This window comes from Pseudomonas sp. FG29 (assembly GCF_057809355.1).
On sequence record NZ_JBMDJU010000008.1, the window covers coordinates 170,879 to 186,340 of the forward strand.

Sequence of the window (15,462 nt, forward strand, 5' to 3'; positions counted from 1 at the left end):
GGCCGATCCTCGGCCCGGTTGCGTTTGTGTCCCGCTGCTCGCTAGCATCGGGCTTTCGTCCATACAGACTGCCGATGCCCTCACCTACCCGCTCCAGCCCTGCTGCCGCTGTCACGGCCCTGGACACCCACTATGACGTGGAAACGCCAGAGGGCATCGATCTGCATCTACGCCCGGCCAGCCTGGTACCTCGCGCGCTGGCATTCGCCATCGACCTGGCCATCCGCGGTCTGATTCTCGGCGTGGCGTACCTGATCCTCGGCCTGCTTGGGCAGTTCGGCATGGGCCTGGGTACAATCCTGCTGTTTGTCGTCACTTGGTGGTACATGGTGCTGTTCGAGGTACTCAACCAGGGGCGCTCTCCGGGCAAGCAGATACTCGGTCTGCGTGTGGTGCACGATGACGGCACGCCCGTGGGGTGGGCGGCGTCGCTGACGCGTAATCTGCTGCGGTTCGTCGACCTGCTGCCGTTCGGTTATACCCTGGGCATCCTCAGTTGCCTCAATCACCCGGCGTTCAAACGCCTCGGCGATATCGCCGCAGGAACGCTGGTGGTCTACCGAGATGCAGCTCCGGCCCGGCCCAACCTGCCGGACGCCGAACCGCTGCCTGCGCCCTTTGCCCTGACGCTGACCGAACAGCGCGCGCTGCTTGGCTTCGCCGAACGCGGTGCGCAGCTTTCCGCTGCGCGCCGTGCCGAGCTGGCCAGCTTGCTCGCCGAGCCGCTGCAGGTTCCGCCCGAGCAGGCCGAGACGCGCCTCAACGGCATCGCCCGCGGCCTGCTGGGAACCACACCATGAAGCAGAGCCTGTTCGAGAACCGTCATCAAAACGAATGGGACAGTTTTGCCCAACAACTCGACGCACTCGAAAAAGGCAAGGCACAGGCAGACGCTTGCAAGGATTTCGCCGCCGATTATCGACAGATTTGCCAGCATCTCGCATTGGCCCAGGCCCGTGGCTACAGCAGCCATCTGATCGACCAGTTGCAACAGATGGCCATGCGCGGCCACCAGCAGTTCTATCGCCATCGCAGCCATATCGGCGCCCAGTTGGTGCGCTTCGTCTTCGGTGGCTTTCCACGACTGGTGCGCAGCGAATGGCGTTTCGTCTGCAGCGCCAGCCTGTTGTTCTTCGGCAGCCTGGCACTGATGGGGCTGCTCACCTACCTGTTCCCCGAACTGATCTACGGCCTGGTCAGCCCCGACCAGGTCAGCGAGATGGAGCGCATGTACGACCCGGATGCCCGTCGCATCGGTCGCTTCGGCGAGCGCGGCTCCGGCGACGACTGGATGATGTTCGGCTTCTACATCATGAACAACATCGGCATCGCCTTTCAGACCTTCGCCAGCGGCCTGCTGCTGGGCCTCGGCAGCCTGTTCTTCCTGCTGTTCAACGGCCTGATGATCGGCGCCGTGGCCGGCCATCTGACGCGCATCGGCTACAGCGAAACCTTCTGGTCGTTCGTCGTCGGCCATGGCGCCTTCGAGCTGACCGCCATCGCCCTGGCCGGCGCTGCCGGGCTCAAGTTGGGTTGGGCACTGCTCGCTCCCGGCCGCCTGCGCCGGGGCGAGGCCCTGCGCCAAGCGGCCAGCAAGGCCGTGCAACTGGTCGCCGGGGTCATCCTGTTCCTGCTGATTGCCGCCTTTATCGAAGCCTTCTGGTCATCCACCACGGTGGCGACGCCGCAGGTCAAATACATCGTCGGCGCCTGCCTCTGGGCCCTGGTGCTGGGCTACCTGACCCTGGCCGGACGGAGGTCGCATGCGCCTGACTGAAGCCAGCCTCGCCATTCGCCCGCGCAGCGCCTGGGAGGCGCTCGATCTGGGCGTACTCATGGCGCAGCGGCATGCCGGCCTGCTCATGGCCAGCTGGGCGCTGGTCACCCTGCCGATTTTCGCACTGCTGTGCGCGCTGCTCTGGCAGTATCCAGGCTGGGCGATGTTCCTCTTCTGGTGGTTGAAGCCCGCCTACGAGCGCCTGCCGCTGTACATCCTTTCGCACGCATTGTTCGGCAATACGCCGACGCTCAGGCAGGCCGTGAAAGCCTGGCCCAAGTTGCTCAAACCTCAACTGCTGGCCAGCCTGACCTGGCGCCGACTGAGCCTAACGCGCAGCTTCGATCTGCCGGTGCTGCAGCTCGAAGGGCTGTCCGGCGAGGCGCGCAGCCAACGCCTGGTAGTGCTCGGACAACGCGACAGTGGCGCGGCGACCTGGCTCACCGTGGTCGGCGTGCACCTGGAAACCGCGCTCATGCTCGGCCTCAGCGCGCTCTTCTACCTGATGCTGCCGCAGCAGATCGAGCTGAACTGGAGCTGGCAAAGCCTGATCACCCCCGACAGCGGGGAATGGCTGTGGCTGGAACACCTGTCCAATGCCGGCTATGCCCTGCTGCTGATCGTCTGGGAGCCGGTCTACGTCGCGTGCGGCTTCACCCTGTACCTCAACCGTCGTACTGCGTTGGAAGCCTGGGATATCGAGCTGGTATTCCGCCGCCTGCGTCAACGCCTGATCGGAACCGCCTACGCCCTACTCCTGGGCTGCGCCCTGCTCCTGGGCCAACCGGCTACGACTGCCTGGGCCGATGACACGGCACCCGCAGCCCAGATCGATCCGCACGGCCCCGAAGCACCGCGTCTGCTGAAACAGCCGCTGACCAGCCAGGCCGCACACGACAGCATCAGCAAACTGCTCGATGAGCCGCCCTTCCAGCATCGCGAAAGTGTCACCCGTTGGCGCCTGGGCGATGACAAAAAGGCCGAAGAACCCACTGAAAAAGAAGACGGCAAGGGCTTTTTCGAAGCGCTGGAAAAACTCGGCCAGTTGTTGAAAGGCCTGGACACCCTCGCGCAAATCTTCGAAGTGTTGCTCTGGGGCAGCCTGTTCGCCCTGCTGGTGTACATCCTCTGGCGTTATCGTGACTGGCTGCAGACCTTCGGTGAGCGTCTCGGCCTACCGAAGAAGCGCCGGCGCATCGTGGCGCCCACGCAGATGTTCGGCCTGGAAGTCGCCCCGGAGAGCCTGCCGGACGATGTCGCCAGCGAAGCGCAACGGCTCTGGGGCAGTGACCCGCGCGCCGCGCTTGGCCTGCTCTACCGCGCCCTGCTCAGCCGCCTGCTCTACGACCATCGACTCGCCCTCAAGGCCTCGCACACCGAGGGTGAGGTGCTGCGCCTGGTGCAAAGCCTGAATCACCAGAATCTGCAAGGCTACAGCGAGCAGCTCACTCAGCACTGGCAGGCGCTCGCCTACGGTCATCGCCAGCCGTCTACGGAACAGGCTCAGGCGCTCTGCCAGGGCTGGCGCGAGCTGTTCGGCCTGGAGGCTCGCCCATGAGTCGTCGCGCCGGCTTCTTCACCGCCATGGTCGTGCTGCTGCTCGTCGGTCTGTGCGCCATCTACCTCATGCAGAACCTGCAGCCGTACCAGGAAACCGTCGAACACGGTTCCGCACCGGAAGTGGCTGCCAATCCCTACCTGGCCGCCGAACATTTCCTGCGCCAGCGTGGGCTCAGTGTGCAGCAAGTCGACGGCCTGGACGTGCTGGACAAGCTGCCCAGCCAGGGCCAGACCCTGATGCTCCTGGCCGACCGCGGCAACATGACGCCACGCCAGGCCGAACATCTGCTGCAGTGGACGGCCAACGGCGGCCACCTGCTGCTGATCGCCGAACGCCTGTGGGACGAAGAGGAAGGCAAGAGCGGCGACATCCTCCTCGACCTGCTCGGCATCGAGCAGTACATGAGCGAAGACCTCGAGGAAGAAGAAGCCGAAGGCGAGCCCGGCGAAACGAAGGCCGAAGACGACTACCCGGATCTGACCAAGCTCTACCTGCAGAACGAAGACGCACCGGCCTACATCGCCTTCGATACCGACTACCACCTGTTCGATGCGCAGAACCGCGCCCACGCCTGGGCCAACAGCGCCAAGGCCACCCATCTGCTGCAGCTCTACCACGGCGAAGGGCTGGTGACCGTGCTCAGCGATCCGTGGATCTGGCAGAACACCCGCATCGGTGAGTACGACCACGCCTGGCTGCTCTGGTACCTCAGCCAGGACAGTGCCGTGACCCTGCTCTATCGCGCCGACCAGGACAACCTGTTCAGCCAGTTGCTGCGCAACTTCCCGCTGGCGCTGGTGGTGCTGGTGCTGCTGCTCGCCGCCGCGCTGTGGCATGCCGGCATGCGCCATGGCCCGCTGCTCGCCCCGGCCAGCCGCGCTCGCCGGCAACTGGAGGAGCACCTGCGCGCCAGTGCCGACTTCCTGCTACGCCGCCGCGGCCAGCACAGCCTGCTGCAAATCCTGCAACAGGACATCAAGCGCCGTGCCCGGCGGCGCTACCCCGGCTTCGAAAAACTCGGCGTCGCCGAACAGTGGCAGGTGCTGGGTCGCCTCACGCGCCTGCCATCGCGCAGTATCAGCCAAGCCATGCGCCCGCTGCCCAAGCAGCGCCTATCCGCCAGTGACTTCACCCGCCAGGTCGCCCACCTGCAAACCCTCAGGAATGCCCTATGACGAGCGAACAGACGCCTGAAACCGAAACCCTGCCGGCTTCCGATGCAGCGACGGCCGCGCCTGCCAACCCGCAACTGCAACAACGCCAGCGTGCCAGCGCGCTGGCCCAGGCGCTGCGCAGCGAATTGCGCAAGGCGGTGATCGGCCAGAGCGCGGTGATCGACGATGTACTCACGGCACTCATCGCGGGCGGCCACGTTCTGGTCGAAGGCGTCCCCGGCCTGGGCAAGACCCTACTGGTGCGCGCCCTGGCCCGTTGCTTCGGCGGCGAGTTCGCGCGCATCCAGTTCACCCCGGACCTGATGCCCAGCGACATCACCGGCCACGCCGTGTATGACCTGCAGAGCGAGCAGTTCAAGCTGCGCAAGGGGCCGATCTTCACCAACCTGCTGCTGGCTGACGAGATCAACCGCGCCCCGGCCAAGACCCAGGCGGCCCTGCTGGAGGTGATGCAGGAGCGTCAGGTGACCCTGGAAGGTCGCGCTCTGGCCGTACCGCTGCCCTTCATGGTGCTGGCCACGCAGAACCCCATCGAGCAGGAAGGCACCTATCCGCTGCCGGAAGCCGAGCTCGACCGTTTCATGCTCAAGCTGCGCATGGATTACCCGGAGCAGGACGAAGAGCTGAGCATGGTGCGTCAGGTGACCCGCTCGGCCAAGGCCGACATGCTCGAAGTCAGCCCGCTGCGCACCCTGCTGCAAGCCAAGGACGTGCTGGCCCTGCAGAAGATCGCCAGCGACCTGCCCATCGACGAACAGGTGCTCGACTACGCCGTGCGCCTGGCCCGTGCCACACGCACCTGGCCGGGCCTGGCCATGGGCGCCGGGCCACGTGCCTCGATCGCCCTGGTACGTGGCGCCCGCGCCCGTGCCCTGCTGCGCGGCGGCGACTTCGTGCTACCCGACGACATCAAAGGCTGCGCCCTGGCCGTGTTGCGTCATCGTGTGCGCCTGGCACCCGAATTGGACATCGAAGGCCTGTCGGTGGATCAGGTGTTGCAACAACTGCTCGACCAGGTGCCGGCACCGCGTCTATGAAGCCATCGCGCCTGCTCCTCGCCCTGCTCGGCACACTGCTGACAGCCGCCGTACTGCTCGGCGCGCTGCCACTGCTGGGGGTGAAATTGCCAGCCAGCCTGGACATGCTGGGCTGGGCCGTGCTCTGTGCGCTGGCACTGATCGCGCTGATGGATGCCCTATGGCTGCGCCGTTTGCCCACACCCAGGGTGCAACGCACACTACCGGGCAACCTGCCTTTGGGCCGCTGGAGCGACGTGCAGTTGCAGGTGCATCACGGCTTCGCCAACGCGGCGCAGATCGAGCTGTTCGACCACGTCCCGGCCGGCATGGCGTTCGAGGGCATGCCGCTGCGCGTCGACCTGCACCCCGGCCAGCAGACGCAATTGAGCTATCGCCTCAAACCGCAGCAACGCGGGCATTTCGCTTTCGACCGCTGCGAACTCTTGCTGCCCAGCCCGTTGCGTCTGTGGCAGGGCCGTCGCCTACTCGATGTGCCGGGTGAGAGCCGCGTCTTCCCCGACTTCGCCCGCCTCTATGGCGCCCAACTGAAGGCTGTGGACGACTGGCTCAGCCAGCTGGGCGTGCGCCAGCGTCCGCGCCGTGGCCTGGGCCTGGAGTTTCACCAACTGCGCGAGTTTCGCGACGGCGACACCCTGCGCCAGATCGATTGGAAGGCCACCGCGCGCAAACGCACGCCGATCGCCCGTGAGTACCAGGACGAGCGCGACCAGCAGATCGTTTTCCTGCTCGACTGCGGCCGGCGCATGCGCAGCCAGGACGACGAGCTGTCGCACTTCGATCACGCCCTCAACGCCTGCCTGCTGCTCAGCTACGTGGCCCTGCGCCAGGGCGACGCGGTGGGCCTGGCGACCTTCGCCGGCAATCACCAGCGCTACCTGGCACCGGTCAAGGGCCAGGCCCAGCTCAACACCCTGCTGGGCGCCGTATACGACCTGGAGACCAGCCAGCAGCCCGCCGACTTCAGCGCCGCCGCCGATCTGCTCCTCGCCCGCCAGCGGCGCCGCGCCCTGGTGGTGCTGGTGACCAACCTGCGCGATGAGGATGATCAGGATCTGCTCGCGGCAGTGAAACGCCTGTCGCGCCAGCACCGTGTGCTGATCGCCAGCCTGCGCGAAGAAGTACTCGACCGCCTGCGCCAGGAGCCGGTGGAGCAGTTCGAACAGGCACTGGCCTACTGCGGCACCCTGGACTATCTCAACGCCCGCGCCGGATTGCATGAGCGTCTGGCCGCCCATGACGTACCGGTGCTCGATGCACGGCCCGGCGAGCTTGGGCCGGAACTGGTCAGCAGCTACCTGGCCTGGAAGAAAGCCGGCGCACTTTAAGGGCAACCCCTGGCGCCCGCGGTGGTCGAAGGCATTGACGCAGACGCCCTGGCACCGGCTTTCCCACACAGATGCTGCGTGGTTATGGCCGAGGCTGGGTGCTATGATCCCGACTCTGCGGCGCAAGGGGTACAAACTCCACGCCGCTCGCAGGCTGATCCCAGCCTGCCGTCAGGGCCGCCCGTGATCGGCCTCATGCGCATACCGCACACGACCTGAGTAGGAGATAGACCATGGCTTTTGAATTGCCGCCGCTGCCTTACGAAAAGAACGCTCTCGAGCCGCACATTTCCGCCGAGACCCTGGAATTCCACCACGACAAGCACCACAACACCTACGTCGTGAACCTGAACAACTTGGTGCCGGGCACCGAGTTCGAAGGCAAGAGCCTGGAAGAAATCGTCAAGACTTCCTCGGGCGGCATCTTCAACAACGCCGCTCAGGTGTGGAACCACACCTTCTACTGGAACTGCCTGTCGCCGAACGGCGGTGGCCAGCCGACCGGCGCCCTGGCTGACGCCATCAACGCTGCCTTCGGTTCCTTCGACAAGTTCAAGGAAGAGTTCAGCAAGGTTTCCATCGGCACCTTCGGTTCCGGCTGGGGCTGGCTGGTGAAGAAAGCTGACGGTTCCCTGGCCCTGGCCAGCACCATCGGCGCCGGCTGCCCGCTGACCAGCGGTGACACCCCGCTGCTGACCTGCGACGTCTGGGAACACGCCTACTACATCGACTACCGCAACCTGCGTCCGAAGTACGTCGAGGCGTTCTGGAACCTGGTCAACTGGGACTTCGTTGCCCAGAACTACGCGGCCTGATTCAGCGCCCCGTAAAACAGGAACCCGGCCTCGGCCGGGTTCTTCGTTTTCGCGGTCGGTAAAGGCTCACAGCAAGCGGCGCGCGGAAAAGGCAACGCCCTGCTCCTCTACCCGGCTTACCGCCTGACTCAGCAGGCGATCGGCACGCACCGGGCCGAAGAATTCGCATAGCCCGATATAGAGCAGATTGAGCAATTTACGCAGTTGCTCGATGCCCAGGCTTTCAATGCCATCGAGCGCGCCCTGCTCCAGCCAGGCACGCAGACGCAGGCTCAACTCCGCACTGACCTGCATGCCACCGAGATTACCCGCGGCGAACCCACGCAACGCCTGCTGTTGCGGGCTGTCCATCTGCTCCAGCAAGGCTTGGCTAAGCGCCAGGAAAGTCGTCTGCGCCGCCGCATCGGGGCTGGCCACGCTACGCACGGCCTCGTTACGCCCCTGGCGCCAGGCGGCCAGTTGCGCCTCAGGATCCGGTAACAGGTTGTCAGGCGAGCCCGTCAGCGCGCCAACCAGTTCGCGGTACAGGCGTGCCCGTTCCAGCTTGCGCTCGGTACGCAGCACCACTTCGGCGAGAAATTCGTTGAGAGCGAAGGGCGGCTTGTCCGAATACTTGCTTTCCCACAATGCCAGCAACGGCCACAGTTCCTCGTCGGAGAAATGCCCGGCAAGGCCGGTATAGATGGCGCGACGACGCAGGTTCAATCTCATCCTCAGCCCCTCCGCGACCATTGTTCACTGTCGAAGGTCTGCATCAGGTTGAATTCCGGGTAGCCCACCTCGGCGTGTTCGGCGAAGTCCAGGCCCCTTTGTTCATGCTGGGCGGAGACGCGCAGCCCAACGGTCTTGGCCAGCAACAGGTAAAGCAGCAAGGCCAGTGGAAAGGCCCAGAGAAAAGCCGCTGCCGCTCCCAGCGCCTGTACCGCCACGCGCGACCAGTTGAACAGGTCGCCCTGGTAGAAAAGCCCCGCTGCCAGCGTGCCCCATATGCCGGCGAAACCGTGCACCGGTACCGCGCCTACCACGTCGTCGATACGCAGCCGATCGAGCAGGCGCATGCCGTAGATCACCACGAAGCCTGCGATCAACCCGGTGAGTGCGGCATAGCCCGGCGCCATGCTGGCACAACCGGCAGTAATGCCTACCAGCCCGCCGATGGAGCCATTGACCGTACTGGTCAGCAGTACCGGGCTGGCCGTGCTGCGTTGCGCAACCAGTGCACCGATGGCACCGCAGAGCGCTGCCAGATGGGTATTGAGGGCGATCAGCCCCAGCGAACTGCTGACTGCCAGATTGCTTCCGGCATTGAAGCCGAACCAACCGAACCAGAGCAGGAAGCCACCCAGCGCGACCATGCCCAGGTTATGCCCGGGAATCAGCCGTGCCTGGCCATCGCTGCCGTAACGCCCCAGTCGCGGGCCAAGCAACAGGATGCCAGCCAACGCACACCAGGCGCCGACACTGTGCACCACGGTGGAGCCGGCGAAGTCGATGAAGCCCAGCTTGGCCAGCCAACCCTGGCCGCCATACAGACCACTCCATACCCAACTGCCGAATATCGGGTAGATCACACCGCTGATCACCACCGCACCGGCGAGATAGGCCCAATAGTGGGTGCGCTCGGCCATGGCACCACTGGCGATGGTTGCCGCCGTGGCTGCGAACATCATCTGAAAGAGCAGGAAGGTGTAGTCCCAGGGCTCGCCATCATGCAGGGCGAAATGGCTCATGCCATACCAGCCGGTAAGGTTGGCGCCGAACATCAAGCCAAAACCCAGCAACCAGAAGACGACCCCGCCCACGCAGCAATCCATGTAGTTCTTCATCATCACGTTGACGGCATTCTTGGCCCGTGACATGCCGCTTTCCAGCAAGGCAAAACCCGCCTGCATGAGGAACACCAGCACACTGGCGAGCACCAGCCAGGCAGTATTCACCGCCTCGTCAGTGGCCGCGTGGGCCTGAGGGGCGAAGCATACAGCGACGAGCAACAGCCAGAGCGTTTTCATCCCGAGTCCCCCCGATGGTCGATGTGCCATCAGTCGCAACTCTTGTGCCACCACTCATTTCGATGAAAAGCCGCTCAAGTCCGGGCCAAACGCACCGACACAGAGCAAGGCCAGCGTGCGAGCCGCTGGTCATGCACCAGGCTCGCCCTTCGGTAAGGAAAAGTGCCACCAGCCATGCTGGCCCTTTGACGGCCAGAGCGAGATTGCCAATACTCTCGTCTGATGACGCTGTAGCACCCGACACAAGGAATTGCATTTGAAGCTGGAATTGAAGAACAGCTTGTCACTCAAGTTGCTCCGCGTGGTGCTGCTTTCGGCACTGGTGGTCGGGGTGGTGCTCAGCTGTGCGCAAATCGTCTTCGACGCCTACAAGACGCGGCAAGCGGTTGCCAATGATGCTCAGCGCATCCTCGGCATGTTCCGCGATCCGTCGACCCAGGCGGTGTACAGCCTGGATCGGGAAATGGGCATGCAGGTGATCGAAGGCCTGTTTCAGCACGAGTCGGTGCGTTATGCCTCTATCGGTCATCCCAACGAGCCCATGCTGGCTGAACGTTCGCGCGACCTGGCGCAGATTCCCACCCGCTGGCTGACCGACCCGATCCTCGGCCAGGAACAGCAGTTCTCCACCAAGCTGGTCGGTCGCGGCCCCTACAGCGAGTATTACGGCGACCTCAACATCGTTCTCGACACCGCTGCCTACGGCGAAAGCTTCGTGACCAATTCGGTCATCATCTTCATTTCCGGCGTGCTCCGTGCCATGGCCATGGGCCTGGTGCTCTACCTGGTCTACCACTGGCTGCTGACCAAACCACTGTCGAAGATCATCGAGCACCTCACCCACATCAACCCGGATCGCCCCAGCGAGCACAAGCTGCCCATGCTCGCCGGCAACGAAAACAACGAACTGGGGCTGTGGATCAACACCGCCAACCAGTTGCTCGCCTCCATCGAACGCAATACCACCCTGCGCCGCGAAGCGGAAAACAGCCTGCTGCGCATGGCCCAGTACGACTTCCTCACCGGGCTGCCCAACCGCCAGCAACTGCAGCAGCAACTCGACCAGATTCTCGAAGATGCCGGTCGCCTGCAGCGACGCGTCGCCGTACTCTGCGTCGGCCTCGATGACTTCAAGGGCATCAACGAGCAGTTCAGCTACCAGAGCGGCGACCAGTTGCTGCTCGCCCTCTCCGACCGTCTGCGTAGCCACAGCGGCCGCCTGGGCGCCCTGGCGCGCCTCGGTGGCGACCAGTTCGCCCTGGTGCAAGCCGATATCGAGCAGCCCTACGAGGCCGCCGAGCTGGCGCAGAGCGTGCTGGACGACCTGGAGCAGCCCTTCCAGCTCGATCAGCAGGAAGTACGCCTGCGCGCCACCATCGGCATCACCCTGTTCCCCGAAGACGGCGACAGCACCGAGAAGCTGCTGCAGAAAGCCGAACAGACCATGACCCTGGCCAAGAGCCGTTCGCGCAACCGCTACCAGTTCTACATCGCCAGCGTCGACAGCGAGATGCGCCGCCGCCGCGAGCTGGAGAAGGATCTGCGCGACGCCCTGGCACAGAACCAGTTGCACCTGGTCTATCAGCCGCAGGTGGACTATCGCGATCACCGTGTGGTCGGTGTCGAGGCGCTGCTGCGCTGGCAGCATCCGCAGCACGGCTTCGTTCCACCGGATCTGTTCATCCCCCTGGCGGAGCAGAACGGCACCATCATCCCCATTGGCGACTGGGTGCTGGATCAGACCTGCCGCCAACTGCGCGAATGGCACGACCAGGGTTTCAGCGACCTGCGCATGGCCATCAACCTCTCCACCGTGCAGTTGCACCACTCCGAGCTGCCACGGGTGGTCAACAACCTCATGCAGGTCTACCGCCTGCCGGCCAAGAGTCTGGAGCTGGAAGTCACCGAGACCGGCCTGATGGAAGACATCAGCACCGCCGCCCAGCACCTGCTCAGCCTGCGCCGCTCCGGCGCGCTGATCGCCATCGACGACTTCGGCACCGGCTACTCCTCGCTGAGTTATCTGAAGAGCCTGCCGCTGGACAAGATCAAGATCGACAAGAGCTTCGTGCAGGATCTGCTCGAGGACGAGGACGACGCCACCATCGTTCGCGCCATCATCCAGCTCGGCAAGAGCCTGGGCATGCAGGTCATCGCCGAAGGCGTGGAGACCGTCGAGCAGGAAGCCTACATCATCGCCCAGGGCTGCCATGAAGGTCAGGGCTACCTGTACAGCAAGCCGTTGCCGGCACGTGAGCTGACCCTGTTCCTCAAGCAGTCCCGCCGCCTGAGCTCAGCCGCCACGCTCTGACGACGTCACCAAGCCCAACTGAAAACGCCGCGATGATCGCGGCGTTTTCATTTCGAGCCTGGCAACAGCTCACCAACTCTGCACACCCAGCATCCAGGCCGTGGCCAGGGCACCGGCCAGACACAGCGCGGCGCCGCCGGCCGCCTGCCAGTAGAAACTGCGTGCCAACTCGTCCTCCCCGGCATTGGACAGAATGAACGGCTGCGCCTCACGCGGCCTGGCCATCTGATTGCGCGGCGGCTCCTGAGCACGCAGACGCTGTCGATCCTCAGCTTCGAGCTGTGCGGCAAGGCGTACACGCTCCCACTCGCGCTCGTCCAACTGGCCATTGCCGTCACTGTCGAAGCGCTGCAGCAGGCCGGTGAAATCGCCCTTCCACTCACGGATCACCGCACTCTGCGCTGCTGGCAGGTCGAAGCCCTGCTGCGCGGCGCCATGGGTGCGGAAATCACCGATGGCATACAGCGGCTGGTCGGCATGCAGGCGCTCCTCGACATAGCGGTAGCGCTGGCCGCTGGTGAGAAAGCCGAGAAAACCCGTCTTGGCCGGTCCCAGCGGGTGGCGCAGGTTGCCCTCCCAGGACTCGCGCACAACCGGGCGTACCTCGGCACCGCGCGGATCGATCAGGCATTCACCAGTACCATCGCTCAGACGCAGCCAAGCCTCGCTGCTGCCGCTGTCGATCACTCGCCAACTGCTCTTCTTGTCGTCGGACTGGTACTCCTCGATACGAAAGCGCCACCACAGGCAGGGCTTGCCGGTCAGCGGGCCGCGTATGTCGACGTCCGGCAGCGCGTGCAGCACGCCATACAGCTCGACATAGCCCTGCGCTGCCGAACGGATCTTCGAGGTGGGTGTATCGAGCAGATGACGCGCCTGCGACCAGCGCCGCAGGCACCACCAGGCGCCGCCCAGACAAGCTGCCAGGGCAAAGCCAAGGGCCACGAAGAAGCCCATTGGATCGACCTGCTGCATATCAGTTGAACAGCGACTTGAGGTCGACGTCGGCCTTTTCCGCCTCGCTGAACACCAGCAACTCGGCAGCCGGGAAGTTGAACATGCGCGCCAGGAGTACATCCGGGAACTGCTCGATGCGCACGTTGTTGAGGTTCACCGCCTCGTTGTACAGCTCACGGCGGTCGGCGATGCCGTTTTCCAAACCGGTGATGCGCTGCTGCAGGTGCTGAAAGCTGTCGTTGGCCTTGAGCTGCGGGTAGTTCTCGGCCAGCGCGAAGAGTTGCCCAAGGCCGGCGCGCAGACCGCTCTCGGCCTTGCCCAGGGCCCCCACATCCTGCTGTTCACGTGCACTGGCCACGGCACTGCGGGCGGCGATCACCCGCTCCAGGGTGGCGCCCTCGTACTGCATGTACTGCTTGCAGGTCTCCACCAGCTTGGGCAGTTCGTCATGCCGTTGCTTGAGCAGCACGTCGATATTCGACCAGGCCTTGCTCACGCCATGCTTGAGGCGAACCAGGCCGTTGTAGAGGGAAACCGCATAGGCGCCCAGCAGGACGATAACAACGATCAGGATCACGGCAGTCAGGCTCATCGATTCTCTCCATGGGGTGGGCGGCGACTGAGATGCTGGCATTCTAGCGGCGCAGTTGCGCAGCGACAGCGATATCTCGCACAGCTCAGGCATAAATTGGCCTTTACACATAATGCGAAACATTTGCATTATGTCGCGGTTTTTCAGGTACATCTCGGGTGCCTGCCGGCAAAGCACTCCACTGCGACTCTCCAGGCGCGTACTCATCACGCCTTTTCCGAGCCGTCGCAACACGAGCGTTTTGCCCCCTGGTTACCCGGTACCTTCACATTCAGCTCTGCAAAGGACTTCGCCATGATTCGTATGCCCCTGGCTTCTGCCAGCTTGCTGGCCATCGCCATCTCCCTCGCCGGATGCGGTGACGACAAAGCACCCGCCACTCAGGCTGCCGCGCCAGCAGCCAGCGAAAGCGCCGCACCGGTCGCCAGCAAGGTCGACGAAGCCGCAGCCAAGGCTGTGGTGAACCATTACGCAGATCTGGCCCTGGCCGTGTTCAGCGACGCTGCCAGCACCGGCAAGGCCCTGCAAGGCGCCATCGACGCCCTGCTCGCCAACCCCAGCGAAGAAACCCTCAAGGCCGCTCGCCAGGCCTGGCTGGCCGCGCGCGTGCCCTACATGCAGAGCGAAGTGTTCCGTTTCGGCAACCCGGTGGTCGACGACTGGGAAGGCCAACTCAACGCCTGGCCGCTGGACGAAGGCCTGATCGACTACGTCGCCCCCGATTACCAGCACGCGCTGGGCAACCCGGGTGCGCAAGCCAACATCATCGCCAACACCGAGATCCAGGTCGGCGAAGACAAGATCGACGTCAGCAACATCACCGGTGATCTGCTGGCCAGCCTGAACGAACTGGGCGGTTCCGAAGCCAACGTCGCCACCGGCTACCACGCCATCGAGTTCCTGCTCTGGGGCCAGGATCTCAACGGCACCAAGCCGGGCGCCGGCAACCGTCCGTACACCGACTACCTGGTCGGCGAAGGCGCCACCGGTGGCCACAACGACCGCCGCCGCGCCTACCTGAAAGCCGCGACCGATCTGCTGGTCAAAGACCTCAACGACATGGTCGAGCAGTGGAAGGCTGGCGTCGAAGGCAACTACCGCAGCCAACTGGTCAGCGAGCCGGCCGAGAACGGCCTGCGCAAGATGCTGTTCGGCATGGGCAGCCTGTCCCTCGGCGAACTGGCTGGCGAGCGCATGAAGGTCGCGCTGGAAGCCAACTCCACCGAAGACGAGCATGACTGCTTCAGCGACAACACCCATAACTCGCACTTCTACAACGGCCTGGGCATCCGCAACGTCTACCTGGGTGAGTACAAGAAGGTTGACGGCAGCACCCTGACCGGCCCAAGCCTGTCCGAGCTGGTAGCCAAGATCGATGCCCAGGCCGACACCACCCTGAAGGCCGACCTCGACGCCACCCAGGCCGAGTTGCAGAAGCTGGTCGACAGCGCCGAGAAGGACAATGTGCATTTCGATCAACTGATCGCAGCTGACAACCCTGAGGGCCAAGCGCTGGTGCGTGGTGCCATCGCTGCGCTGGTCAAGCAGACCGGTGCCATCGAGCAGGCTTCGGGCAAGCTCGGCATCGCCGACCTGAACCCGGATACCGCTGATCACGAGTTCTGATCGATCCGCGCGTGACGCAACGGCTCGCCCTCTTGGGGGCGGGCCGTTTTTGTTTGTGGGTTATGGGAGTGCAGGACTGGCGAGTTTGTATGGGTGCTCGCTTGTTTTCAGCGTTCGGGCTGCTTATCGGCGTTTCGGTGTCTGTTCCGAATTGCCGCGTTTTGCTGATGTTTTTGGTTTCGCCCTCCCGGGCGGGTGTTCCAACGCCGCTACGGCGTGTTCAGATATTCCGGGTTTCGCCCCCTCGGGCGACTCACTTTTCTTTGAAATGCGC

13 protein-coding genes are annotated in these 15,462 nt (G+C 64.2%); 9 read left to right on the forward strand and 4 right to left on the reverse strand.

Annotated features, from left to right (window positions below):
• Positions 1-74: 74 nt before the first annotated feature.
• The 7 genes from ACODS1_RS11500 (at position 75) to ACODS1_RS11530 (ending at position 7,693) form a co-directional block, all read left to right on the forward strand.
• Positions 75-800 (forward strand): RDD family protein, encoded by a 726-nt coding sequence (locus ACODS1_RS11500; protein WP_489085740.1) that lies wholly within the window; start codon positions 75-77, stop codon positions 798-800.
• Positions 797-1,777 (forward strand): stage II sporulation protein M, encoded by a 981-nt coding sequence (locus ACODS1_RS11505; RefSeq protein WP_489085741.1) that lies wholly within the window; start codon positions 797-799, stop codon positions 1,775-1,777. Before ACODS1_RS11500 ends, ACODS1_RS11505 begins: the two co-directional genes overlap by 4 nt.
• Entirely contained in the window at positions 1,764-3,335 is a 1,572-nt protein-coding gene (locus ACODS1_RS11510) for a DUF4129 domain-containing protein (protein ID WP_489085742.1), read from the forward strand. Before ACODS1_RS11505 ends, ACODS1_RS11510 begins: the two co-directional genes overlap by 14 nt.
• On the forward strand, positions 3,332-4,513 hold the full coding sequence (locus tag ACODS1_RS11515; RefSeq protein WP_489085743.1) for a DUF4350 domain-containing protein: 1,182 nt from the start codon (positions 3,332-3,334) through the stop codon (positions 4,511-4,513). The genes ACODS1_RS11510 and ACODS1_RS11515 overlap by 4 nt, the downstream gene beginning before the upstream one ends.
• Complete coding sequence (locus ACODS1_RS11520) at positions 4,510-5,550, forward strand: AAA family ATPase (protein WP_489085744.1); 1,041 nt, start codon at positions 4,510-4,512, stop codon at positions 5,548-5,550. Before ACODS1_RS11515 ends, ACODS1_RS11520 begins: the two co-directional genes overlap by 4 nt.
• Positions 5,547-6,878: a DUF58 domain-containing protein gene (locus ACODS1_RS11525; RefSeq protein WP_322978678.1), complete on the forward strand. Its 1,332-nt coding sequence runs from the start codon at positions 5,547-5,549 to the stop codon at positions 6,876-6,878. The genes ACODS1_RS11520 and ACODS1_RS11525 overlap by 4 nt, the downstream gene beginning before the upstream one ends.
• 233 nt (positions 6,879-7,111) lie before the next feature.
• Positions 7,112-7,693, forward strand: coding sequence for a superoxide dismutase (locus tag ACODS1_RS11530; RefSeq protein ID WP_003462535.1), 582 nt, complete (start codon positions 7,112-7,114; stop codon positions 7,691-7,693).
• Positions 7,694-7,759: 66 nt separating this feature from the next.
• On the opposite strand, the gene ACODS1_RS11535 is transcribed toward ACODS1_RS11530, so the two are convergent.
• Both ACODS1_RS11535 and ACODS1_RS11540 read right to left on the reverse strand, forming a co-directional pair.
• A complete protein-coding gene (locus tag ACODS1_RS11535; RefSeq protein ID WP_489085745.1) occupies positions 7,760-8,404 on the reverse strand; it encodes a hypothetical protein in 645 nt (214 codons plus the stop codon).
• 2 nt (positions 8,405-8,406) lie between these two features.
• Positions 8,407-9,702, reverse strand: a complete 1,296-nt coding sequence (locus ACODS1_RS11540) for an ammonium transporter (RefSeq protein WP_489085746.1) — start codon at positions 9,700-9,702, stop codon at positions 8,407-8,409.
• Positions 9,703-9,958: 256 nt separating this feature from the next.
• On the opposite strand from ACODS1_RS11540, the gene ACODS1_RS11545 reads away from it, so the two are divergent.
• The gene (locus ACODS1_RS11545) at positions 9,959-12,013 is read left to right on the forward strand and encodes a putative bifunctional diguanylate cyclase/phosphodiesterase (protein WP_489085747.1); all 2,055 of its coding nucleotides are present in this window, start codon (positions 9,959-9,961) and stop codon (positions 12,011-12,013) included.
• Positions 12,014-12,082: 69 nt separating this feature from the next.
• On the opposite strand, the gene ACODS1_RS11550 is transcribed toward ACODS1_RS11545, so the two are convergent.
• Together ACODS1_RS11550 and ACODS1_RS11555 are read right to left on the reverse strand one after the other, a co-directional pair.
• The gene (locus tag ACODS1_RS11550) at positions 12,083-12,988 is read right to left on the reverse strand and encodes a GIDE domain-containing protein (protein WP_489085748.1); all 906 of its coding nucleotides are present in this window, start codon (positions 12,986-12,988) and stop codon (positions 12,083-12,085) included.
• Position 12,989: 1 nt separating this feature from the next.
• Complete coding sequence (locus ACODS1_RS11555; RefSeq protein WP_322978683.1) at positions 12,990-13,562, reverse strand: LemA family protein; 573 nt, start codon at positions 13,560-13,562, stop codon at positions 12,990-12,992.
• A gap of 294 nt (positions 13,563-13,856) precedes the next feature.
• On the opposite strand from ACODS1_RS11555, the gene ACODS1_RS11560 reads away from it, so the two are divergent.
• Positions 13,857-15,188, forward strand: coding sequence for an imelysin family protein (locus tag ACODS1_RS11560; RefSeq protein ID WP_489085749.1), 1,332 nt, complete (start codon positions 13,857-13,859; stop codon positions 15,186-15,188).
• Positions 15,189-15,462 lie beyond the last annotated feature (274 nt).